Here is a 24293-nt window from a genome sequence, read left to right as displayed (position 1 = left end):
GATGAACTTAATCTACTTTTTCTCATCAAAACCATCCTAACATAACTTAGTTATCTAGGACAGCCCCTTAAATAATTATTTCATAAATTCTTTTTCGATATCTTCTAATGAACGTCCTGTAGTTTTTGGTACAAATTTCAATACTATAAATCCAAACAGCAATGTAAATGCTCCACAAATAAAAAACATACTACTGTCACCTAAACTAGCTGTTATAGGAAGAAACACTGATGCTAATACTGCAGAAGCCATGCTATTTAAAAATAGAGCAAGACCAAGAGCTTTACTTCTAATATTATTAGGAAGAAGTTCTGATAATATTACCCACACATATGATCCAGAACCTATCGCAAAGAAAAATACAAAACATATTAGCCCAATAAGTAGAACCCAACCTTTGATACTTGATGGAGGTAAAATTACTAATGCTATACCTGTTAATATTAGGGTAATAGCTACCATAAATGTCCCAAATGTAACAATAAATTTCCTTTCTATTTTTTCAGCTATAAAAACAGCTAATAAAGTTGTCAAGAAGTTAATAGCTGTAATAGTTATCCCTCCGACTATTGATACATAATTACCTCCAAGACCTGCTTCTTTTAGTAAGCTAGATGAGTACTGTAATATACTGTTGATACCTGTTAACTGATTTAAAATCGCCACAGAAATAACTATTATAGTTGGTAAAACATAATGCTTATTTGTAAAGATATGATATAAACTTTGTCCACTATCTTTTAATGTTTCTTTAACCTGTTTAACTTGAGACTCCACTTCACTTTTACTAAAGAAGTTCTGTAAAACAGTTTTTGCTTCTGAATCTTTATTTTTAAGTATCAGCCATCTAGGCGACTTCAGAATAAAGAAACATCCCAAAAAGAATATTAATGCAGGAATAAGTGATGTTAAAAACATCGCTTTCCAGTCGCGAGTACTTTCAAATAGTAATCCAACATAATTTGAAATTAAGATTCCTGCTGTCAAAAAAAGTTGAAAACATGTAACAGCCACACCCCTAATATTACTAGGAACTGTTTCAGTAAGATATAGTGGTACAGTAACTGTAATAAAGCCTACAGAAATACCTTGGACTAATCGAGAAGTTAATAGAAACTCATAACTACTAGATTCATAAATCATCCATACAGAAATTATAAAGACAAGTCCTGACAACTTAAGTGTATTTCGCCTACCAATAACATCAGCTACTATACCTGCAACTAATATAGCAAATGCACCACCAAACAAAACAGATCCTCCCAGTAAGGATGTCTCAAATGAATTCATTGGTATATCATCTTTTATAAATAGAAAAGCGCTATTTATTACTCCTATATCATAGCCATAGAGCATTCCACCCATTGCAGAGAAGAATATTATAGTAACTATTTTAAGCTTTAATTTTATAGATCCACTCATACTAAACTTGCCTTAAAATTGATTTATAAGAATTAAACAGTTTCAGTAACTTTTTTCAGATTTACAGGGTTATCAGGATTAAGACCTAAAGACACCGCTAATTCATTAACCATAAGATAAAACTCTTGTAATAAAACAATAGTCTGAAGGATTGGATGAATTTCCACATTTACATGCAAATGTAGTTTTGCTGCTGATTGTGGATCTGTAGTAGCACAAATTGTTTTGACATCCAAATCCGTCATTTTTTTCACAATCTCATGAGTACCCTTGGCACTTTCATCGCTTTGTAAAATAGTAAATGTAGTAAATGTACGGGTCATTAGAGCAAAAGGCCCATGTAAAACCTCTGCCGAGCTAAATGCTTCGGCATGTATACCACATGTTTCTTTAAGCTTTAAAGCCATTTCTTGAGCGATAGGGAAGCCAAAGCCTCGACCAATAACAAACATATTTTTACTAACTTTTAATTCCTGCACAGCATTAGACCAATCTGATTTTAAGCTCTCCTCTAGAGCTTCAGGTAACTTTTGTAGACTTGTTAGTAAGGATGAATCTTGATTATATTCTGCAACAATACTTACTAAAGCTACTAATGATGTTATAACACTTTTAGTTGCTGCTACAGCGTTCTCAGCATCTGCTCTAACTGGTAAAACTAAATCCACACTTTCTGCTAGTGGAGACTCTTCCTTATTTACAATAGCTAAAGTTGTACATCCTGCCTTCTTACATCCTTCTAAAGCTAACCTTAGATCTGGAGAACCACCTGATTGAGAAATGCCTATAGCTAATGTCTTCTCATCACCTATATTTTTGCCATAGATTGTTGTGACTGATGGTGGTAAAGAAGAGACACTAAAACCTAATTGGGTTTCAAATAAATATTTTGCAAAATTAGCAACACAATCTGAGCTACCTCTAGCTACAGTAATTACTCTTTTAATCCCCTTTTCTTTTAACTTCTTAGCTATATCTTCAACTATAGTCTTATTTAATTTAAGCTGATTTGCTACCTTTTCAAAACTACTACTAGCTTCTTGATACATAAGTGTTTGTGACATATTACTCTACATCTAAAAATTTTAATATTTTCATTATAATATTCATTTTTTAAAAAATACATTTTAATTTTAAGCAACTATAAGATAAGGTGTCATATTCATAGTATACTAAATTAGTAAAGTATGATAAAATCATGAGTTTACCACTCCCAGTTTAGAGGTTAATATGGCTTTTATACTTATACTTTCTTTACTTGTTTTAATATTTCTACAAGTAAAGAATTACAGCTTTAACTTTCGAACAATACTAGCCCTTGTTGCAGGTATTGTTATCGGAATACTTTACAATGTTGTTAACCAACATAGTAAGACATTTATACAACTTAGTGATATCCTAGGTGATGGATATATTTCTTTACTTAAGATGTTGATTATCCCTATAGTTCTAACATCTATAGTACATTCAATCGTAAACCTTAAAAATTATGAAGGCTCTTATGTTATAAAATTCGCCTACAAAACAATTGCTATATTACTAATCCTAACAGGAATAAGCGCAGCAATTGGTGCTATAGTAGCAATTACAATGCATTTAGGTCAGGGCATAGATATTTCTTCTATTACAGGTAATGTCGACAAAGATATGCAAACATCGACGATATCCCAAACTATTTTAGGATTCTTACCAGATAATATCTTTAAGCAAATGAATAATAATAACGTTATGGCTGTTGTTATATTTGCTATATTACTTGGGTTTTCAATGTTAATCGCCCACCGTGAAGATAGTAAACTAGCAGCTCCTTTTATTAATCTGATAGATTCTGCATTTTTTGTAATCAAAAAATTAGCAAGAATGATTATAGCTATCACACCTTATGGTGTATTAGGCTTAATGATTCAGATGAGTGTTGAGCTTGATAAAAATAGTATTTCTACAGTTCTATACTTTATCTTAACTTGCTATATAGCATTAGCAATAGTTTTAGTAATGCACATTATTCTACTAGTTGTATTTAGAACAAATATAGTTAGATTTTACAGAAGTATCTGGAAAGCTATGGTTGTTGCAGCAACTTCTAGATCAAGCATGGGAACACTACCATTATCTATCGAGGGACTAAACAAATATGGTACTTCTAGTAGTATCGCAACATTTGCTCCTACGATGGGAACTACTTTAGGTATGAATGGTTGTGCTGGCGTATTCCCTGCAGTATTGGCAATTATGGCAATGAATGCTACAGGCATGGATATAACTTTCTCAACAGTTCTGCTAATTTCTGTCATTTGTATGCTTGCTTCATTAGGAGTTTCAGGGATTCCTGGTACAGCATTTGTTGCCGCGGGTGTAGTCTTCTCTTACTTTGGCTTACCTTGGCAGATGATTGCCTTAATAATAGGTGTAGATGCAATTATAGATAGTTTTAGAACACCTCTAAATATTCACGGAACAATGACTACTGCAATTATTGTTGATAGAACTACGAAAGCTACTAAAATTTAACTAAGTTCCACAAAAAGTAAACTGTACTTTTTCTTTACCTATTGGCTCAACCATATATTTACTTTTTATCTCACTAAACTTATAAGGATTTTTTGTAACTTCTAATAAGCTATAGATATTGCCCAAATTTCCTTCTTCAGCTGATTTTATGGCTTTTTCTACTTGGTGATTCCTTGGAATAATAACAGGATTAGTTTTTTGCATAATTGAATAATCCAAATCTAGAGTTTTTAATGACTCTAGCCAGTATTCCAACCCTTTTGCTTTTAAATTCTCAAAGTTCCCATATGCTAAATCATAAAATGTATTTGTATAATCAAGCTTATTTTTAAACATCTCTACAAGTAAATTTGAAATAGTTTCATCATAACTATCAGACTGATTATCCAAACCTAATTTATTAAGAAACATTTTCTTCCATTTAGTTTTATAAATTTCTGAGTAGCCTTGTAATTTTTGTTGAGCTAACTCAATAGCTTCTTCCTGATTTGAGCTAATCAATTTCAATAAACTCTCTGCAAGTCTCGCAATATTCCACCCAGCTATAGATGCCTGATTTGCAAATGCATAGCGACCATTTCTATCAATAGAGCTAAACACAGTTTCAGGATCATAAATATCCATAAAAGCACATGGTCCATAATCAATAGTCTCACCTGAAATAGTCATATTATCTGTATTCATAACGCCATGAATAAAACCTACTCTTTCCCACTCCGTTATCAAGCTAGTTTGTTTATCTATAACATAGTCAAGCAAACTCAAAGCCTCATTACCATTATAAGGAATCTTGTGTCTATTAATAGTATAATCAAGTAACTCTTGCGAATATGTTTCTCCTAAAATTGCAGCGTATTGAAAAGTTCCAACTCTTATATGACTACTTGCAACTCTTACAGCAATCGCACCCTGCTCAAGATTATTCCTTTGGATATTTTCACCTGTAGTTATCAAAGCTAAAATACGACTAGTTGGTATACCTAGGTTATACATCGCTTCACTAACTATATATTCTCTAAGCATAGGTCCCAAGGCAGCCTTACCATCACCTCCTCTTGAGAATTTAGTCAAGCCTGCTCCTTTAAGGTGAAAATCTAATAGCTCTCCTTTTGGTTTTTGGTATTCTCCTATTAATGTAGCTCTACCATCACCAAGCATTGTAAAATTACCAAACTGATGACCAGCATAAGCTTGAGCGATAGGTTTCTCACTGCTATAGCCTAATAATAAACTTAATAATTTCTCTTGAGAATATTTAGAAAAATCTAATCCTAAATCATTTACGAAGTCTTCATTTAAGAGTAATAACTTTGCATCTGGGTACCTATATATAGATTGTTCTGAAAAAAACTCCTCAGATAGCTGAGAGTATGTATATTTAAAGTTTAGCATACTAATAAAGTACTTTACTATTTTAGTATCATTTTAACAAAATATCACAATTTACATAGCTTTTAAGGTAAAATTAAATATAAAGATACATAAATGGTAAAATCATGGAATATCTTAAATTAGCAATAGTTGATTCAGAAAACTATAATAACTTTTCACATATATCTGAAAATAACTTTGATAGAGTTATAATCTTTACCAATAGTCAAGAATTAGAGTCAAACTTCAAAAAGACTGAAATCTATAAAAACTTTGAACTTGTGCCAATAATTTATGGTGAGGGCAACAAGGATAATATGGATGGTTATATTTGCGCTAAAGTTGGAGAATATGTAGAAAGATATCGAGATTTTCGTACTTATCTTAGTATTACAATATATAGTAATGATCGGATATTTAAAGGCATTGCTTCTTATTATACTCGTAAAGGATTCAATATAGCCACAACAGCTCCAACACAGTGCGATACTGGTACAAGCAATACAGACCCTAAAGTGCGTATTAAGAAATTTTTAGCTTGCTATGATAGTGTAGTTAATAGATCCTTTAAAAAACACTTTAATGAAACAAATCAAGATGCCTTTTACCGCCTAATAAGAAGACACTTAGATAAAGATATTCCTAGAGAAATAGCTGACCAATTTATTGATCAAAATATTGTATATTTCTCAAATAAATCAAGAAAAATTGGTGTCGATGACTCAAAAATATAGTATTTCGAAAACTCTGTGTAGCGAGTCTAGATATCCCACTTTTATAATGATAAAATAGCTCAACTTTTATACTTAACTCTTTATAAAATTATGGAATATAGAAAATATATTTGTATCGTTTGTGGATTGATTTATGATGAAGCTGAAGGCTGGCCAGAAGATGGTATTGAACCAGGTACAAAATGGGAAGATGTTCCTGAAGATTGGGAATGTCCTGACTGTGGTGTTGGCAAAGATGAATTTGAACTTTTAGAAGAATAATAATCAAAATGTCATCATCTCTATTTCAAAAGATCTCTTTTGAAAATAAAGATTTCATAATAATGAGAGATGAGCTTAATCACCCTATCTTTTCAGGTAATAAAGCTAGAAAACTTGCTTATATCTTAAATAACCCTAATAACTACACACAGATTAGAACCATTGTTTCTTTTGGTGGTAACCAATCTAATTTTATGTTGGCATTATCTCAACTTGCTAAAATTAAAAATTGGAATTTTCACTATTGGATAAAGCCTCTACCAAAATTTCTTAGACAAAATAAAAATGGTAATTTAAAACTCGCTTTAGAAAATGGTATGCAACTTTTTGAAACTAGCGGATCATTAAAATTAGAAAATATAAAAATTAAATACGAAAATACCAAAGATTTATATTTTTTTGACCAGGGAGGTAGGAACCCTTATGCTGAAGAAGGTATTGCTAATTGCGCATTAGAAATCAAAAACTTCTGTAATGAAAACAAAATCGAAGATTATAGTGTAGTAGTTGCTTCAGGGACTGGCACAACAGCTTTATATTTAGAGAAATATTTAAATCAAAAAGTTTTTACAGTACCTTGTGTAGGAGACTCACAATATTTAAAACAACAATTTAACTATATTGATAAATATCTAAAACACCCTCAAATTTTAGAACCTCAATTCCAAACGAACTTCGGCCAACTAGATATAGAAAACTATAATATTTATAAAAAACTTTTACAGCAAACCTCTATAAAGTTTGATCTACTCTACGATCCTGTAACTTGGAGAGCTCTTTTAGAAAATTATAATAACTTAACTAAACCAATTATATATATCCATTGTGGTGGTACATCAGGAAATATCACAATGATAAATAGATATAGAAGACTCTTAAAGGAATCATCACAAATACTGTGCAACTAAGACTCTATTTATTCTACGTCTTATTTCAACTATATTTGTCTTCACAGATCTGCATAAATTATATGTTGTATTAAGTTTTTGTGCAGTTGAGTTAGTTAATTTTATACTACTCAAATTTGCTCTATTAGACATTTCTATGGCTGTTAAAACTGGTGCTTCTTCTAAACATAGAGGCTCCTGTAAAACTTTTATGATCTGTCTTGCATATGCTTTTATTTGTTCTGTTTTTGTTGAAAAGTCATGCTCATGGTTCATATATTCAAACATCTCATAAGCTATCGACATTCTTATTTTCTCCTCAAGAAATACATAAGCTAATTCGTGTTCAACATTTTTACTTAGTCTTTCATCTTTATCAAAATCTAGTGATCGCCATTGATTTAATAAGACAGTTAATCTCTTAAGCAAAGTTCTAATTATACGAATATTTTGATTAAACCTATTTCTATTTTGCTGGATTTGTCTTTTAATATCTTTTGGTAATCTTTTTGTATGAAGTTGAACTATTGAGCTTTCTAACTGAGAAATATTATCCTCAACATCTTCAGTTATATTTATAATATCTCTAAGCTCTAAGTTTGGAGCTACTTCAGACATAACTAGGAAACATTGTTTATATATCCCCAAAATATGATTATATTTTTGAGTTATCTTGCTCCTTAATTTTTCTATTGATGTAAATAAGTAATCTTTTTTTACATCTTCAAATTTAGAAATAGTTCTAAAGTAATAAATTTTTCTACCTGATAACAGCTCTATAAAAAGAGTAATTGCATTACTAGCATCATCTAAATCAAAAAGATTATATTGTCCTGCACTATTATAAATTTTTGTTAAGAACCCTGCTTTTCTTTCAAGACCTTGTTTTAAGTCTGAATACTCTCCAATCAGTGCTTTTAAAAACTTCTGTTTTAAGTCATTTGGAATATTCTGACTACTTGATATTTGTTTATAAAATCTTCTTAATTTACGTTTATTATCATGATTATCAATAGGAAAACCATTTTCTTGATGTAAATAAATAATCTCTGCAAACTCTGCCATTTCTTTACTAAAGTGAAGATTAAAAATATAAAATATCTCTTTACTTGTTGGATGTGATTTTGCAAGAATTTCATAAGCTACTCTATTATCTCTAACTTGGTCAGTCAGATTAGCTAAACTCATTTTCTTTGATAGATAGAGATTTTGATAAGATTCTTCCATTACACTTAAGAACCTATCTTGCATTTTTTCTTGTTCTCGATGTTTTATCGAATCAAAAATTATCTTACTGATAAAACCAACTAAACCAACAAAAAAAACATAAAATGAGAAGTACATTACAGTCACTAAAGGAACCCCTCTACCATGACTTAAATAATATCCTAATGTAATAGCTATAATTGTCACGGGCCCTGCTGCCCATATTATTGAAAGTATAGTAGCTTTAATATCTGCTCTATGAATAGACGATATTAATTCACTGGAATATGAGTTATTATATGAGTTTCTTTTTTTTAATTTTGTTTTTAACCTTCTATATATATTTAGCATCTGCCTCACTTTTTACTAATACTTTCACTTATATTCTAACAAACAAAATTTATAAGCTTCAAGCAATTATCTCTAATCGATTAAAATGTATTTAAAAAAGTAGCTAACTTTATATATAAATACTTCAAAAACCATTTTTATAAAAGTATATTTAATTTAAAGTAACATAGAAAATATAGGAATATTATGAGTGTTAGCTTTTACATGATACAAATACTGGTATCAATATTTGGAGTATTATTTGCAATCAAAATTACTTCTTTCAAGAAAGAGGCTTGGTACTATTATTTCTTGGGAACATTTATTGGGTTTATCAGTTTTTATAACTTTACTGAATTTAGCATTCTTGACTTTATAAAAAGCTTAGCACCCTTTAGCCATGACTTAGGACTATCTCTACTAGCAATAATTATTCTCAAGAAGTACAGTTTCAAACCACAAATGCTAACAAGGAGCAATATATTACCCGCAGGCATTATTACTATACTTACAACACTATTTATGCTGATATTTAATTACCTAACCTTACCTATGTCACCATTTTATAGTGTTAGTATGTTTATTTCAGACTTATTCGGCATTATAGTGTTTATTGGTTCTGCTCTTTTAATATTTGGATATATTGTAGGCTTACTCATAAATTCTATCTATTGTGTGCAAATGATAATAATGAGCATATACTACCAAATAATATATCCTCAAAGTATTACGATGTTTCTTATAAGTAGTATTTTTAATATAATAAATCTATTTATATTCTCATACGCTTACATCAAGAATAAAAAGGCTCTCAAGAATTAAAGTAGCTAAATTATAGGTGCTTTTGATAATTACTAGTCTATAATTATCTTGTAAAAATAAGTGCATTTAAGATAATTTATGCAAACATATTTTCTTTTATTGACTGTTCAAATATTCACATTAGCATTCGCTATAAGAATTTCTTCTTTCAAAAAAGATGCATGGTATTTTTATTTTCTAGCAACATTTGTAAACTTTATTAGTTTTTATAATTTTAATGACTTTAGCATTTTTGACTTTATCAAAAATCTCAAGCCTTTCTTTAATGATCTAATACTACCTGTATTAGCAATACTCATAGCTTATAAAACCAAGATAACTCCTCAAAGAATCACAAAAAACAATATCTTACAAGCTAGTGCTATAATAATACTATCAACGATATTTATGATCTTTTATAGCTATATAAACCTAAACACACATCTGTCTTATAGCATAATTATAGTTATCACCTATTTCTTTGGATTTTTAGTATTCATAGGTAGTGTTTTGTTAGCTTATGGCTATATCTTAGGACTTCTAATAAGTGCTATTTGTTCACTCCAAGTAGCTTGTATGAATTTATACTTTAGTATTAGTTTTGGATTTTTCCCCTCTGCATATTACCTGATAATAACAACAACTTTTAATATTTTATGTTTTATTACTTTTCTTTACGGTTATAACAAAAACAAAAAACTACTCAAAGATTCAAAGTAGCCAAGTTTTTCGGTACTTTTGATCATTATTAGTCTATAATTGTTGTGATTTTATAAAAATAGGTAAAATTAAATGATTGAAAATTTAAGAAATATTGCGATTATCGCACACGTTGACCATGGTAAAACTACTTTGGTTGATAAGTTATTACAACAATCTGGTACTCTAAATACTCGTGGTCCAGAAGTTGAAAGAGTCATGGACTCAAATGATATTGAAAAAGAAAGAGGAATTACAATCCTTGCAAAAAATACTGCTCTAAAATGGAATGATTATAGAATTAATATCGTAGACACTCCAGGCCATGCTGACTTCGGTGGTGAAGTTGAGCGTGTACTATCTATGGTTGACTCAGTATTGTTATTAGTTGATGCTGTTGATGGTCCTATGCCTCAAACAAGATTTGTAACAGAAAAAGCTTTTGCTCAAGGTTTAAAGCCTATTGTTGTTATCAATAAAATTGATAGAGATGGTGCGCGCCCTGATTGGGTTGTTGATCAAGTATTTGATCTTTTTGATAGGCTTGGCGCTACAGATGAGCAATTAGATTTCCCTATTATTTATGCTTCTGCTATTAATGGTTGGGCTACAAATGAGTTAGGTGAGCAAAAAGAAGATATGACAGATCTTTTTAAAGCTATTGTTGAAAATGTTGAGCATCCGGCTGTTGATGAAGATGGTCCATTCCAAATGCAAATATCTTCATTAGATTACTCTAACTTTACAGGAACTATTGGTATTGGTCGTATCCAAAGGGGTAAAGTTAAAACAAATACTCCTGTAACTATTGTTGGTAAAGATGGTAAAACTCGTAATGGTAGAATCTTACAAATATTAGGTTATATGGGTCTAGATAGAGTTGAAGTACCTGAAGCACAGGCTGGTGATATTGTATGTGTAACAGGAATGGAAGGTTTGAATATATCAGATACATTATGTAGCCCTGATAAAGTAGAAGCATTACCTGAACTTTCTGTAGATGAGCCAACTATTAGCATGACTTTCCAAGTTAACAACTCTCCATTTGCTGGTAAAGAAGGTAAGTATGTAACTTCTCGTCAGATCAAAGATCGTTTAGATAAAGAACTACTTACAAACGTAGCCTTAAGAGTTGAACAGCTTGATGATCCTGATAAGTTCAAAGTCTCTGGTCGTGGTGAGCTTCACCTTTCAATCTTACTAGAAAATATGCGTCGTGAAGGTTATGAAATAGCAGTTTCTCGTCCGCACGTAATCTTTAGGGAAGTTGACGGTGAAAAGCATGAGCCATATGAACAAGCAATTATAGATATCGAAGAAGAACATCAAGGTACTGTAATGGAGAGAATGGGCTTGCGTCAAGGTGAGCTTAAAAATATGGAGCCAGATGGAAAAGGTCGTGTAAAACTTGAATTTATAATACCATCTCGTGGTTTGATTGGTTTTTATACAGAGTTCTTAACTATCACATCTGGGTCTGGAATTTTAAATAAAGTATTTGATCATTATGGACCGATGAAAAAGCAAACTCTTGAGACTCGTCAGAATGGTACTCTAGTTTCTATGCTAGCAGGTAAAGCAGTAGCTTTCGCTCTTTGGAACCTGCAGGAAAGAGGTAAAATGTTTATTTCTCATGGTACAGATGTTTATGAAGGTATGATTATAGGGATTCATAGTAGAGATAATGATCTAGCTGTAAACCCTTGTAAAGGTAAGCAGCTAACTAACGTCCGTGCCTCTGGTAAAGATGATGCTCTTACTTTAGTTACTCCAATTAAGCTTACTCTTGAATATGCTTTAGAGTTTATTGAAGATGATGAGCTTGTTGAGATCACTCCTGAATCTATTAGATTAAGAAAAAAACATCTAACTGAATCTGATCGTAAAAAAGCAGCTCGTGGGGCTCTTTAATTCTTCCTTAAAATATTCCATTCTAAATCTAATTGCTAGATCATTTTAATATAAAAAAATAAAACACTAAACTAACCTATAATTTATAAGTTACAGGATTTTTATGAAAAGATTAGAAAATAAAATTGTCTTAATAACAGGTGGTGCCAGAGGTATTGGAAAAGCAATAACAGAGCTATTCATTAATGAAGGAGCTATAGTTATTTGCTCTGATATAAATGATACCTTAGGGAATGAAACTGTCAAAGATCTTAATTCTACAAACATCGAATATAAGCATTTAGATGTTAGCCTTGAGGATAACTGGATAGATATCACCAGATATATTAAATCTAAATTTGGTAAGTTAGATATTTTAGTAAATAATGCTGGTATTACAGGTTTTATAGAAAGTCCTGGCCCTCATAATCCTGAAGATTTAGATATGGATTCTTGGCATAAGATTCACTCTATAAATTCTGATGGAGTAGCATTAGGATGTAAATATGCTATCAAGCTTATGAAGGAAAGTGGCGGGACTATAGTAAATATTTCTTCTCGCTCTGGAATCGTAGGAATACCTCAAGCTGTAGCTTATGCTTCTAGTAAAGCATCTGTCAGAAATCACACAAAATCAGTTGCCTTATATTGTGCTGATATGCAATATGGTATCCGTTGTAACTCTATCCACCCTGGAGCAATACTAACACCAATGTGGGATGAGATGCTACCCAAAGATAAAGCTCAAAAACAAGCAGCTATTAAAACTATTGCTCAAGATATTCCTTTGAAAGTTATGGGAGAAGCTAAAGATGTAGCTTATGCTGCTTTATATCTAGCATCTGATGAGTCAAAATATGTCACAGGTATAGAGCTAAATGTTGATGGAGGAATTCTTGCTGGAAGTTCAGCTCCACCAAAACAAAATGATTAATTGAAATTAGTTTTATATTTTATAAAGGGAACATTATGATTAATACTAAGCCAACATTCAATTCAGAACCTTATAAAAAAGCTAGACCTTCAGCTCCTACTGAAATTATTGATTATTTAAAGAGTAATACTATAACTCATAAAAAAGCTTGGGACTGTGGCACTGGTAATGGACAAACTGCTATTAAATTAGCTGAATTTATAGATGATATTCATGCTACAGATATCAGTAAAGCACAGTTATCTAAAGCTTTTACTAATCCAAATATCAAATATTTTCAAGCTCCAGAAAATAAAAGCATGTTTGAAAATGAAAGCGTTGATTTAATAACATCTTCTCAAGCAGCTCATTGGTTTGATATACAAAAATTTGAACAAGAATGCTTAAGAATACTTAAGCCCAAAGGCATAGTTGCTATTTGGGCATATCATTATGATATTACTATAAATAAACAAATAGAAATAATATACCAAGATTTCCTTAAGCTAATTTGGCCATATGTTCCTATAGGTGGTAATCATATTACTAACCACTATAGAAATATAAACCTTAGTCTAACTAAACTAAGTACTCCTCAGTTTAAACTAATAAAACAAATGAACCTTTGTGATTTTATAGAACTTTTAAAATCATTCTCTGCATATAAAGAATATGTTGAAAAGTTTGAAGAATGCCCAATTACAAAATTCGGATTTTACGATAAACTTAAGAAATCATGGGGCGAGGCATCTAAAACATATAACGTAACTTGGCCAGTTATTTTTAAATGTTATATGAAGTCCAGCTAAAAAATCTAACTAATACCCTATTGCTAAAGCACCTGCTCGACGCGGATCTGCAGCGCCATATACATATTTACCATCAGACCCTACAGATTCAGCAGCTCCCATGGCTGCATATGGTACTACATTATTACCCATTTTCTTAAGTAGATTGATTGTATCTACAGATATACCTTGCTCTACACCTAACTCTTCTGGCCATAATTGACTATGTACTCTAGGATTATTAACAGCTGATTGCAAATTCATATTATAATCAACCATGTTTAAAATCACTTGAAGAACTGTTGTAATAATGCGACTACCACCTGGCGAGCCTGTCGCTAAGAATGGATTACCTTTTTTATCTAGCACTATAGTTGGTGTCATTGAGCTTAAAGGTCGCTTATTAGGAGCTACAGTATTAGCTTCACCTTGAACTAACCCAAAAACATTTGCTACGCCAACTTTAGCGGCAAAATCATCCATTTCATTATTTAAAAATATCCCTGTACCTGGTGCAATAATACCACTACCATAAGAGTAATTTAGGGTATATGTATTTGAGACCATATTGCCATCTTTATCTATAACACTAAATTGTGTAGTTTGTAGCTTCTCATGATCATCAGGATCAACAGTGCTAATATCTTTACTAGGAATATGTTTATCAGTATCTATTTTTTTAGCTATCTGTTTAGCATATTTTTTAGATAAAAACTTAGCTAAATCCATTTTCACAAAATCTGGATCACCAAGATCTGCATTACGATCATTATAAGCATAGCTCATAGCATTACTCATAAGGTTGATAGTTTTGGCACTATTATTTCCATAATCAGCTAATGGAAAGTTTTCTAAAATATTTAGAAGCTCAATTAAAACTACTCCCCCAGAGCTTGGAGGAGGCATAGAGTAGATAGTATAACCTCTATAGGTACCTTTAACCGGTTTCATCTCTTCAACATTATAATTCTTAAGATCTTTTAAAGTAATTAGTCCACCATTTTTTGCCATACTTTCAGCTATCTTGTGGGCTATTTCACCTTGGTAAAAAGCTTTTTTACCATTCTTTGCAATCAGCTCTAAACTATGAGCAAGCTCTGGCTGCTTTAGTGTCTCTCCAACTTTATAGGCAGATCCATTTTTCTTATAAAAAATTCTCATTGCATCAGGGGACTTTTCTAACCATGGTTTAGCTGTTACTAGTGATTGATGTAAATCATAACTTACAGGAATACCATATTTTGCAAGTTTAATAGCTGGAGCAATTACTTGAGCAAGTTTTAATTTACCGTACTTCTGCTGTGCATCTATCAACCCTGCCACTGTACCAGGAACTCCTGACGCACTATAAGATCCAGAAACTTTACTATAATCAACCTCTCCTTTTTTATTAAGGAACATATCTTTAGTAGCCTTAGAAGGAGCTTTTTCACGATAATTTATAGCTATAGTTTTATTTTTATCTTTTAGATGTATTAGCATAAAGCCGCCACCACCAAGATTACCAGCTCTAGGTAAAGTCACAGCCAAAGCAAAACCAACAGCAACTGCAGCATCTACAGCGTTACCACCCTGCTTAAGTATTTGTAATCCTACCACACTTGCCAAGGCTTCTTGTGATGAAACCATTCCATGTTTTTGTACAACCGGTTGAGCAATCTGCATTTCCTCTTGAATAGGAATAAAATCATAACCGCTAGGTACAGGAGCAGCAATGGTTGATAAGCTTGGTAATAACATTACCAAAGACATAAAAGCTACGAATATTTTTTTCATTAGAAATTATACAGTTGAACGACACGTATATTTACTATAGCAAAAACTTTTTGATTTAAGAAACTCTTGTGAATATTTTAATATTGATTCTATGTTTATATATCTAAATTTTCTCTATTTAATTGACTAATATTGGTTACTCCTGTTAACGTCATTGCAACCTTCATTTCCTGAGCATATATTTTTAACAAGTTTTCAACACCATACTGACCTTTTGCAGCTAAGGCATAAGTTGCAGAACGCCCAAGTAATACCCCTTTTGCTCCTAATGCCAACATACGTACCACATCTAAACCTGAACGCACTCCAGAATCCACTAATATTGTTAAGTCATCTCCTATAGTATCAGCTATCTTTGGTAAAGCTTCAACTGATGAAGCCACCCCATCAAGTTGACGACCTCCATGATTTGAAACAACAATTCCATCAGCACCTAACTTCACAGCACTTTTTGCATCTTCAGGATCTAAGATTCCTTTTATAATTAATGATCCTTTCCAAAAATCTCTTATCCACTCCAAATCATCCCAACAAATCGAAGGATCAAAGTTTTTGGTCAACCAACCAATATAATCTTTAAGATTTATTTTCTTACCAAAATATGTTGATATATTTCCTAAATCATGAGGCCTACCTAATAGCCCGACATCAAAAGCCCATGAAGGATGCATACAAGCTTGTAATATTCTCTTTTGAGAAGAAAACTTACCTGACATACCAGAGTGTGCATCACGATACCGTGTCCCAGGTGTTGGCATATCTACAGTAAAAACTAACTTTGTAATGCCTAGATCCTGTGCTCGCTGTAACATATTTTTCATAAAAGCACGATCTTTAAGTACATAAAGCTGAAACCAGGCAGGCTCTGTTAATGCTGAAGTTACTTCCTCAATTGAACATACCGAGACTGTAGATTGTATTAAATCAATACCACTATTTTTAGCTGCTTTCGCTAGTTGAATCTCACCCCTACGCGCATACATCCCACTTAATCCTACAGGAGCTAATATAATTGGCATAGAAAAATCCTGACCAAACAAAGAGGTTTTTAAACTCAAGTCCTTAACATTCTTTAAGACTCTTTGCCTTAGTTTAACCTTAGATAAATCTGACACATTAGATCGTAATGTTTGCTCTATATTTGCACCACCATCAATATAATCAAAAAGGAAACGTGGAAGTCTTTTTTTAGCTGCTTCTCGATAGTCAGTAGGAGAAGAAATAATCATAAAATTCACCTTATTTTAATATGATTCTCTAGTAGTTAATTAAGTCATTAAACATTATTTCTTTCAAAAAAGAAATATACTATTCTCCATAGCGCTCTTCCTCTAAGGATCTTAATGAGCGACCTCTTGTTTTTGGAATCATAACAGCACCTATAGCGAAACTAACAGCTAAGAAGAAAATCATTATGGTTCCTGATACTTCAAACCCTAAATCAGATATCATTAAAGGTACTACAAATGAAATCAATCCAACCCCTGCTCGTACAACACAAAACATCACTCCCTGAGCTTGTGCACGGTATTTAGTATGAAAAAGCTCATTCGCAAATAAAGCATAAAATGCTTGTGCACTAAATCCAGCAGCGATACCCCAGAAAACTATGAATAATATTAACTCACTTGTCCCCATTCCACCATAAGTTAATATTGCCCAAGCTATAATTCCCATAACTGAACTAATAGTGAATAATAGTTTACGTTTTATTTTATCTCCTAAGCGAATAAAAATCACATAAGTTGAAATAACAGTAAAAATCCACAAGCCTCCCTGAAGTAGATTTGCATACCCATTAGAAAGCCCTCCTATTTTTTGATATATATAAGGCATAAAATACCCCATTGTACCTGCAACTAAATTCCAAAAGAAATAGATACCTATAAGAAAAAAGAATGCCTTAATATTAACCATTAATGTAAATAGCTCTCTAAACGATGCCACAAAAGATAAATGATTTTCTTTAGATTGCTGCTTAAGCTGTTGATCTGACCATATTTTTGATTCTGCTAACTGTTGCTGTAATATCCAAGTAATTATAGCTATAACAAATAGATGGGCAAAAACAATTCGACTACCAAGTAGTCCTAGTGGGGCTAATAATACTGATAAAAATAGAGTAATAGCCGGTCCAGCTGACCAAGCAAATTGACTCCATCCGACTTGAGCTGCTCTTTTATCATTAGGCGCTTCTTCAGCAATATATGTCCAACCTGCAGGTATTAACGCTCCAACAGAAATACCAACAATAATATAACCTGTTAATAACATTGCAAATGAATGAGCAAACATAATCAACAAGATACCCAACATATATATAAGCAAATCATATTTATATATAAATTTGCGACCAAAGTGATCAATCAAATAACCACTAAAAAGTGCCCCAATAGCTGCCCCAAAACCATTTGCACTTAAAGCACCAAGTAAACCGGTCCAAATATCACTAATATGTAAATAATTTACCCATAGAGATAATCCCGCAGCCCCTGCTACAATTGCTCCTGACTCCAAATAGTTAGATGCTACTATTGCAATAGTAGCTTTTTTAAGATTACTTTTATTTTCCATTTTAACCCCTTATGCCTCACATGCTTTTATTTTCCATTCTGAATAATACTCTGATAACCCATTCAAACTAGTTGGTTCACTGATATATGTTTTAACTAAATGACGGCTATTTTGATCCTTTTTAGAAATACATAGACTTACTGCGCCTGATATAGCGCCTGTTACATCCGTAGAAACAGAAACTTTAACATTTTTTTGAAGTTGTGATAGCATTCTACAAAGTAGTGAGTTCCTAGCAAAAGCTCCTTCTATAATAACGTCACTTTTATTCTCAAGAAGCTCTAACTCATAGTTAATCATCATTGCAATATATAGAATTGCTAATGCAGTACCATTCTTTGGTGAGCCTATAATTTCTGATGCTCTTTTTGGAAAAGGTCCACTGCCTCTGCTGAAATTTGGTAAAGCCATAATATTTTGATTAATAATTGCTTGAATATCTGCTTGAGTTACATCCGCATTAGGAGATGCTGATAAAATCTTGCATATTTGTTCAAACTCTCTCCCCCCCATAAATCTAGCACAACATATAGCTTTACCGTGTATATCAATATTTACCAAAGTATCACGTTCTTCACAAATTTGATCAACTGATGAAAATGGTGAAAAACTAACTATCCAAGTACCTGTAGAAATAACTGTTTCTTTTACTTTGCCCGATGTATCCATATATCTTAGATAACTTGCATTGCTATCATGTAGACCTGAAAAAACTAAGCACTCTTGACTAATTCCTGTTTCATTTGAAAATTCTTTAGATATATAGCCCAAAGGTTCATCTGCCTTATGTAGTTTAGGAAAGTACTCTTCCCACCCCATTTTTTTTACAAGACTTGAAAAATCATTTGCTTGAATATCCCATAAGTCAGTATGACATCCTAATGATGTAATCTCAGATATTAGCTTACCTGTCATACGCCATGCCCAATATTGCGGATATAATAAAATAGCAGTATTACTATTTAATTTTTTGGAATACTTTCTCTGCAAAAAAAATAGTTGTTTACCTAAATTTAGTCCTGCTGGTAAATGAGGACTATATGTTTTATTAAAAGCTGGTCTAATTTGATTATACTCTTTATCATAAACACATACTCCTTCCCACTCATAATCCATTATGGGTAATAGTAGTCCTGAAGTACCATATTCACTATCTCTATCTACGACCGCCGCTGTTGCTCCATGTGCCGAGATATTTATTGCTGAAATCTTATATAAAGTAGATATTTGCTTTAGCTGAATAACAAACCATGACCATATACTTTCAATATCTGTATGAGGATAGAGCTCTTGTTGTATTATTTTATTTTTTCTACTTACATCAAAAACCGTATCATATAAATCATTAAGAACTTGAAATTTGACATGTGTTTTACCAATATCTAAAATAGCATAATATTTCATACTTTAAAGACCACCTAAAGATTAAACAATTCCACTACCTGCTTGAGCAGATAATGGTGGACGTTTTGATGCTATAGAACTTTTATAATTTTTAGCTCTATATGCTTGTATAAGATTGATAGCACCATTTTTCTCTAATCTGGATTTTTGTAAAATAGGTGTCACATCTATATTAAAAGCTGACTTAAGTGTTTGACTTGCCATCATTGCATCATTATTTTCTTGGTAATGGTATAAGGCATCACGATCAATTAATAAAGCCTGTAAATATGATCTCTGAACACTATCAGCAGATATCATCAAACTCTCAATAGGATCTGTTACATTATGCGACTGATCAAGCATATAACTAGGATGATTAGCATTACCATTTAAATACTCTGAATCTATTAATTCATTAAATATTAAAAACTGCTGATACGGGTGTAATGAACCACTATCTAAATCATCATCACCATATTTACTATCATTAAAATGAAATCCTCCTAATTTATTAAACTGAGCTAAGCGAGATACAATCATCTCAATATTAACATTAGGTGCATGGTGACCTAAATCAACCAGACATTTTGCCTTGTCTCCTAGTGTCTGAGCACAAAGTATACTAGTTCCCCAGTCTTGTATTACTGTAGAATAAAAGGAAGGTTCAAACATTTTATGCTCAATAAGCATATGCCAATCTTTAGGAAGTGCTTGATATATCTGCTTAGCACTATCTAGATATCGAGATAAAGACCTCGAAAAATGCTGCTGACCTGGAAAGTTAGATCCATCACCTACCCAAACTGTTAAAGCATCACTACCTAATGTTTTACCATACTCTATACATTTTATATTAAAAGCTACTGCAGCATCTCTTACTTCTTTACTAGTATGAGTTAAACTACCATATTTATACGAAACTTTATTTCCTGTAGCATAGTCTTGAAAGGTGTTTGAATTTACTGAATCAAAACCAAGACCCAAACTATTAGCATATTCTTTTAAAGCTTTCATATCATCAACAACATCCCAAGGGAAATGTGGAGATACTTTACTTGTACACTGCGTTAACTGGTTAATAACACTACAATCTTCAAGTTTCTCAAAGATATTACGAGGCTCTGCTATTCCTGGGAAACGAGCAAAACGTGTCCCTCCGGTACCAACCCCCCAACTTGGAACAGCAATAGAAAACGACTTAGCTTTTTCTAAAATAGCATTAATATCGATATTTTGTTTTACTAAATGTGCTCCTAGCTCATTAAATCTCTGCTCTAAATCTTCTAGAAAAGGCTTATTCTGCTCTTGGATAAAATTTTGATTAAATAAATTACTCATACTAATCACCTATGAAAATTAATTAAGTTAATAAATAAATAGATAGCTATCTTGTAAATGAAGGTGCATGCCCAGCATCTACATTTAAGATATTCCCTGTTGACTTAGCTGATAAATCAGAAACTAAAAAGTAAGTTGCTTCTGCAATATCTTCAGGAAAAACATTACGCTTTAATAAGCTACGGTTTCTATAATGCTCTTCTAACTCCTCATCCTTTAAATGATAAGCTGAAGCACGCTCTTCTCTCCATTTACCATTCCAAATTTTTGATCCTCTTAATACAGCATCTGGATTAACTACATTACAACGTATACCAAGCGGTGCCCCTTCTAATGCAACAGCTCTTGAAAGCTGTATTTCAGCTGCTTTAGCCGTGCAATAAGCAGATGCATTAGGCGATGCTACTAAACCATTCTTACTTGCAATAAATACAACTGAACCTCCAACACCTTGATTTTTAAGCACTTTGAAACCTTCTCTCACCGTCAGAAAATATCCTGTATTTAGAATATTCATATTGTGATTCCACATATCTAAAGTTGTATCTTCAAGTGCTGATGAGCTAGCAATTCCTGCATTACAAACTAGAATATCTAACCCACCATACTCCTTCACAGCATATTTATTAGCATTGACAATATCAGACTCTTTTGTAACATCACATACTACAGATCTTACCTGATCATGTCCGTACTGTAGTGAAAGACTTTCTTGAACTTTTTTAAGTGAATTTTCATCAATATCAGCTAAAACTACACAAGCACCTTCTTTCAAAAGTCGCTCAGTGGTCGCGCGCCCAATACCTCCCGCGCCACCAGTAATAAATGCAATTTTACCAGAAAGCATTTTAGGTGGAGGCATACGCTTTAGCTTTGCTTCTTCTAATAACCAATACTCAATATCAAAAGCTTCTTGTTCATCTAGTCCTTGATACTCGCTAACGCCATTAGCCTCTCTAATAACATTTATTGCATTTACATAGAACTCCCCTGCAATACGTGCCGTTGCTTTATCTTTAGCAAAAGTGATCATACCAACACCTGGTATTAAATAAACTACCGCATTAGGATCTCTCATTGCTGGAGAGTTTTCATGTTTGCATCGATTATAGTAGGCTTGATAATTCTCACGATATGCATCCAACTGAGCATCTAATTTTTTAGTAGTTTTTATTAGAGCTTTATCCAAATCATCTGATGGATCAAAATCTACTACTAAAGGACATATCTTAGTACGTAGAAAATGATCTGGACAAGATGTCCCCAAAGCGGCTAACTTATCTAAATCTCTAGAATTAACAAATTCTAATACTTCTTGTGAGCTATTATAGTGGCCTATCTTAGACTGATTTCCTGTAATTTTACCCCTCAATAAAGGCATAATCGTAGTAACAATACTTTCTCTCTCTGATATCGAAAGATTTTTATTATATTTAGCTCCACCAAAGGCTGGTTTAGTATTATTCTTAGCTAACCAATCTGCAGATTTTTGTATAATATCAAGAGTATTTAAATAGCATGACTTAGAAGTATCTCCCCAAGTAAATAATCCATGCCCTTCAAGCACAATCCCTTTTAAATGTGGTTGTGCTTTAGCTAACGCTTCTAGCTTTAGGCCTAAATCAAACCCAGGACGTTGCCAAGGTAACCAGCCAAGTTCTCCATCAAATATCTTTTGCGTGAGTTCTTCACTATTAACCGTGCAAGCTATAGAAATAACTGCATCAGGATGCATATGATCTACATGTTTATATGGAATAAACGCATGTAATGGAGTGTCAATACTAGCTGCGCGAGGATTTAAATTAAAAGTACAATGTGATAAATACCCAACCATTTCATCTTCATACTCTAAACCTCGATAAAGTTTTTTTAACTGCTCTAATTTATCTAAGTATAAAGTTGAAAATCCATCAAGTTTAATTGATCCAAGATCTCCACCTGAGCCTTTTACCCATAAGACACTTTCATTTTTCTGAGTCAAAGGATCTTTCTGTACTATCTTTGTAGAAGTGTTCCCGCCACCATAGTTTGTAATGCGTAAATCAGAACCCAATAAGTTTGATCTGTATTGTAATAATTCTGGTTCAGATAAAGTATTAGCAAATTTATCATCCCATAAGTTTTTTAAGTTGTTTCCCATAAAATTATTTAAAAAATTAATCTTAAATAAATATTATTTTAAATAACCACCTATCTTCAATCTTTTTCATAGCGATATTTTATGAACTAAAGAAAAATTATTTTTTTAAAAAAGTAGCTAGATTCAAATCACTTATATAATTTTATTATATTTTTAGAAAATAGATAATTGATGGAGATGTCTTTATAAGCCTCAAAAGAAATTATTCTAAATTTGATTTAAAAATAATCTCAGCCCCAATAATTTGATGTATTATATCACCATTATTGTTACCTATATTCTCATGCAATAAAGAAAACATTTTCCTCATAGCCAAGTAACTTTGTCTAGTATGGTTTTCTCTAACTGTAGCAAGTATTTTTCCTTTAGATATAAGGTTATAAATATTTGTATTCATCCCTCTTGTAACAGCAAATAATTTAATATCAGGTAGTCGATTATTTATAGCTTCTATAATTTTTGATAAATAACGATTACTATAGATCGCTATAACACCTTCCTTAAGATATTTACTTATAATTAAATCTATATTTTCTAAAATATTTTCAATAAAAATAGGCCCTACCATATTTAAATTCTGAGCTTTTGCTTCTAAATAAAAACCCAATAAATAGTCGTTAGAGGATATCTCGTCACTCTTTGTTTTTAAAATAAGAACTTTTTCATTACTTCTAAGCAACGGAGCAAGAATATTAGCAGAGATTTTACCTGTTTTAATATAATCACTACCAATACTAACAATATTTTCATTAATCGCAGTATCTAATGCTATAAATTTTATTTTTGGATTGGACTCTATTATTTGTTCAATTTGTTTCTTTAATTGAGGTATTATTATAATCCCATCAGGTGATGCTCGCTCTATTACTTTTCTAAGTTGATTAACCTGCTCTTCAGGCTCATCTATATTGGTTTCAATAATATTAATTGAAATATTATAGATTTTAAGCTCTTCATAACCATTCATCAAACCTTTTTTAATATCTGCACAATAATCTTCATTATGTGACTTTATAATAAAAGCATATATTTTCTTGGCTTTTTTTCTAGCCAAAGAGCTTCCTATTATATTTTTATTATAGCCTAGCTCTTTTATTAAATTTAAAACCTTTTGTTTAGTTTCTGGATTGATATTCCTATCATCTCGTAATGCCCTATATACCGTTGCTCTAGATATATTAAGTCTATTAGCTATATCATTTTGAGTTATCATAAAAATTTGATCTAATTATATTAGCTATACACTAAAATAAAAAATATCAA

At 32.0% G+C, this 24293-nt stretch carries 20 protein-coding genes; 9 read left to right on the top strand and 11 right to left on the bottom strand.

Translation table 11 applies throughout. The features are described from left to right. Positions 1 to 75 precede the first annotated feature (75 nt). On the bottom strand, positions 76 to 1422 hold the full coding sequence (locus F3D62_RS11595) for a sugar porter family MFS transporter (protein ID WP_150468411.1): 1347 nt from the start codon (positions 1420 to 1422) through the stop codon (positions 76 to 78). A gap of 32 nt (positions 1423 to 1454) precedes the next feature. Continuing rightward, the gene (locus tag F3D62_RS11590) at positions 1455 to 2486 is read right to left on the bottom strand and encodes an SIS domain-containing protein (RefSeq protein ID WP_150468410.1); all 1032 of its coding nucleotides are present in this window, start codon (positions 2484 to 2486) and stop codon (positions 1455 to 1457) included. 166 nt (positions 2487 to 2652) lie between these two features. Here F3D62_RS11590 and F3D62_RS11585 point away from each other — a divergent pair, with 166 nt between their 5' ends. Beyond that, positions 2653 to 3933: a dicarboxylate/amino acid:cation symporter gene (locus F3D62_RS11585; RefSeq protein ID WP_150468409.1), complete on the top strand. Its 1281-nt coding sequence runs from the start codon at positions 2653 to 2655 to the stop codon at positions 3931 to 3933. On the opposite strand, the gene F3D62_RS11580 is transcribed toward F3D62_RS11585, so the two are convergent. Then, positions 3934 to 5325 carry a protein adenylyltransferase SelO gene (locus F3D62_RS11580; RefSeq protein ID WP_150468408.1) on the bottom strand — a complete coding sequence of 464 codons (1392 nt, stop codon included), beginning with the start codon at positions 5323 to 5325 and terminating at the stop codon, positions 3934 to 3936. A gap of 104 nt (positions 5326 to 5429) precedes the next feature. Here F3D62_RS11580 and F3D62_RS11575 point away from each other — a divergent pair, with 104 nt between their 5' ends. From F3D62_RS11575 to F3D62_RS11565, 3 genes are all read left to right on the top strand, one after another. After that, the gene (locus F3D62_RS11575; protein WP_150468407.1) at positions 5430 to 6038 is read left to right on the top strand and encodes a hypothetical protein; all 609 of its coding nucleotides are present in this window, start codon (positions 5430 to 5432) and stop codon (positions 6036 to 6038) included. A gap of 90 nt (positions 6039 to 6128) precedes the next feature. After that, complete coding sequence (locus tag F3D62_RS11570) at positions 6129 to 6299, top strand: rubredoxin (RefSeq protein ID WP_013922958.1); 171 nt, start codon at positions 6129 to 6131, stop codon at positions 6297 to 6299. Between the two features lie 8 nt (positions 6300 to 6307). Then, the gene (locus F3D62_RS11565; RefSeq protein ID WP_191092611.1) at positions 6308 to 7207 is read left to right on the top strand and encodes a 1-aminocyclopropane-1-carboxylate deaminase; all 900 of its coding nucleotides are present in this window, start codon (positions 6308 to 6310) and stop codon (positions 7205 to 7207) included. Here F3D62_RS11565 and F3D62_RS11560 read toward each other — a convergent pair. Further along, positions 7187 to 8743, bottom strand: coding sequence for a hypothetical protein (locus F3D62_RS11560; protein ID WP_150468406.1), 1557 nt, complete (start codon positions 8741 to 8743; stop codon positions 7187 to 7189). The two genes, F3D62_RS11565 and F3D62_RS11560, sit on opposite strands and share 21 nt — an antisense overlap. 204 nt (positions 8744 to 8947) lie before the next feature. Here F3D62_RS11560 and F3D62_RS11555 point away from each other — a divergent pair, with 204 nt between their 5' ends. From F3D62_RS11555 to F3D62_RS11535, 5 genes are all read left to right on the top strand, one after another. Then, entirely contained in the window at positions 8948 to 9544 is a 597-nt protein-coding gene (locus F3D62_RS11555) for a hypothetical protein (RefSeq protein WP_150468405.1), read from the top strand. A gap of 78 nt (positions 9545 to 9622) precedes the next feature. Continuing rightward, positions 9623 to 10243 (top strand): hypothetical protein, encoded by a 621-nt coding sequence (locus F3D62_RS11550; protein ID WP_150468404.1) that lies wholly within the window; start codon positions 9623 to 9625, stop codon positions 10241 to 10243. A 72-nt stretch (positions 10244 to 10315) separates the two neighbouring features. Beyond that, positions 10316 to 12133 carry a translational GTPase TypA gene (gene typA, locus F3D62_RS11545; RefSeq protein WP_150468403.1) on the top strand — a complete coding sequence of 606 codons (1818 nt, stop codon included), beginning with the start codon at positions 10316 to 10318 and terminating at the stop codon, positions 12131 to 12133. Between the two features lie 103 nt (positions 12134 to 12236). Then, on the top strand, positions 12237 to 13046 hold the full coding sequence (locus tag F3D62_RS11540) for an SDR family oxidoreductase (protein ID WP_150468402.1): 810 nt from the start codon (positions 12237 to 12239) through the stop codon (positions 13044 to 13046). A 35-nt stretch (positions 13047 to 13081) separates the two neighbouring features. Next, positions 13082 to 13834: a class I SAM-dependent methyltransferase gene (locus F3D62_RS11535; RefSeq protein ID WP_150468401.1), complete on the top strand. Its 753-nt coding sequence runs from the start codon at positions 13082 to 13084 to the stop codon at positions 13832 to 13834. A 9-nt stretch (positions 13835 to 13843) separates the two neighbouring features. On the opposite strand, the gene ggt is transcribed toward F3D62_RS11535, so the two are convergent. From ggt to F3D62_RS11500, 7 genes are all read right to left on the bottom strand, one after another. Continuing rightward, complete coding sequence (gene ggt, locus F3D62_RS11530; protein ID WP_150468400.1) at positions 13844 to 15589, bottom strand: gamma-glutamyltransferase; 1746 nt, start codon at positions 15587 to 15589, stop codon at positions 13844 to 13846. A gap of 95 nt (positions 15590 to 15684) precedes the next feature. Continuing rightward, positions 15685 to 16818, bottom strand: coding sequence for an FMN-dependent L-lactate dehydrogenase LldD (gene lldD / locus F3D62_RS11525; RefSeq protein ID WP_150468399.1), 1134 nt, complete (start codon positions 16816 to 16818; stop codon positions 15685 to 15687). A 79-nt stretch (positions 16819 to 16897) separates the two neighbouring features. Beyond that, a complete protein-coding gene (locus F3D62_RS11520) occupies positions 16898 to 18163 on the bottom strand; it encodes an MFS transporter (RefSeq protein WP_150468398.1) in 1266 nt (421 codons plus the stop codon). 9 nt (positions 18164 to 18172) lie between these two features. Continuing rightward, positions 18173 to 19567 (bottom strand): FGGY-family carbohydrate kinase, encoded by a 1395-nt coding sequence (locus F3D62_RS11515; RefSeq protein ID WP_150468397.1) that lies wholly within the window; start codon positions 19565 to 19567, stop codon positions 18173 to 18175. 21 nt (positions 19568 to 19588) lie between these two features. Next, complete coding sequence (locus F3D62_RS11510; protein WP_150468396.1) at positions 19589 to 20887, bottom strand: TIM barrel protein; 1299 nt, start codon at positions 20885 to 20887, stop codon at positions 19589 to 19591. Between the two features lie 46 nt (positions 20888 to 20933). Then, positions 20934 to 23030: a bifunctional rhamnulose-1-phosphate aldolase/short-chain dehydrogenase gene (locus F3D62_RS11505; protein ID WP_150468395.1), complete on the bottom strand. Its 2097-nt coding sequence runs from the start codon at positions 23028 to 23030 to the stop codon at positions 20934 to 20936. 202 nt (positions 23031 to 23232) lie between these two features. Next, the gene (locus F3D62_RS11500; RefSeq protein ID WP_150468394.1) at positions 23233 to 24243 is read right to left on the bottom strand and encodes a LacI family DNA-binding transcriptional regulator; all 1011 of its coding nucleotides are present in this window, start codon (positions 24241 to 24243) and stop codon (positions 23233 to 23235) included. Positions 24244 to 24293: the final 50 nt, after the last annotated feature.

Source organism: Francisella sp. SYW-9 (assembly GCF_008711465.1).
Classification (GTDB): domain Bacteria; phylum Pseudomonadota; class Gammaproteobacteria; order Francisellales; family Francisellaceae; genus Francisella.
This window is presented reverse-complemented; position numbering and strand designations above follow the sequence as displayed.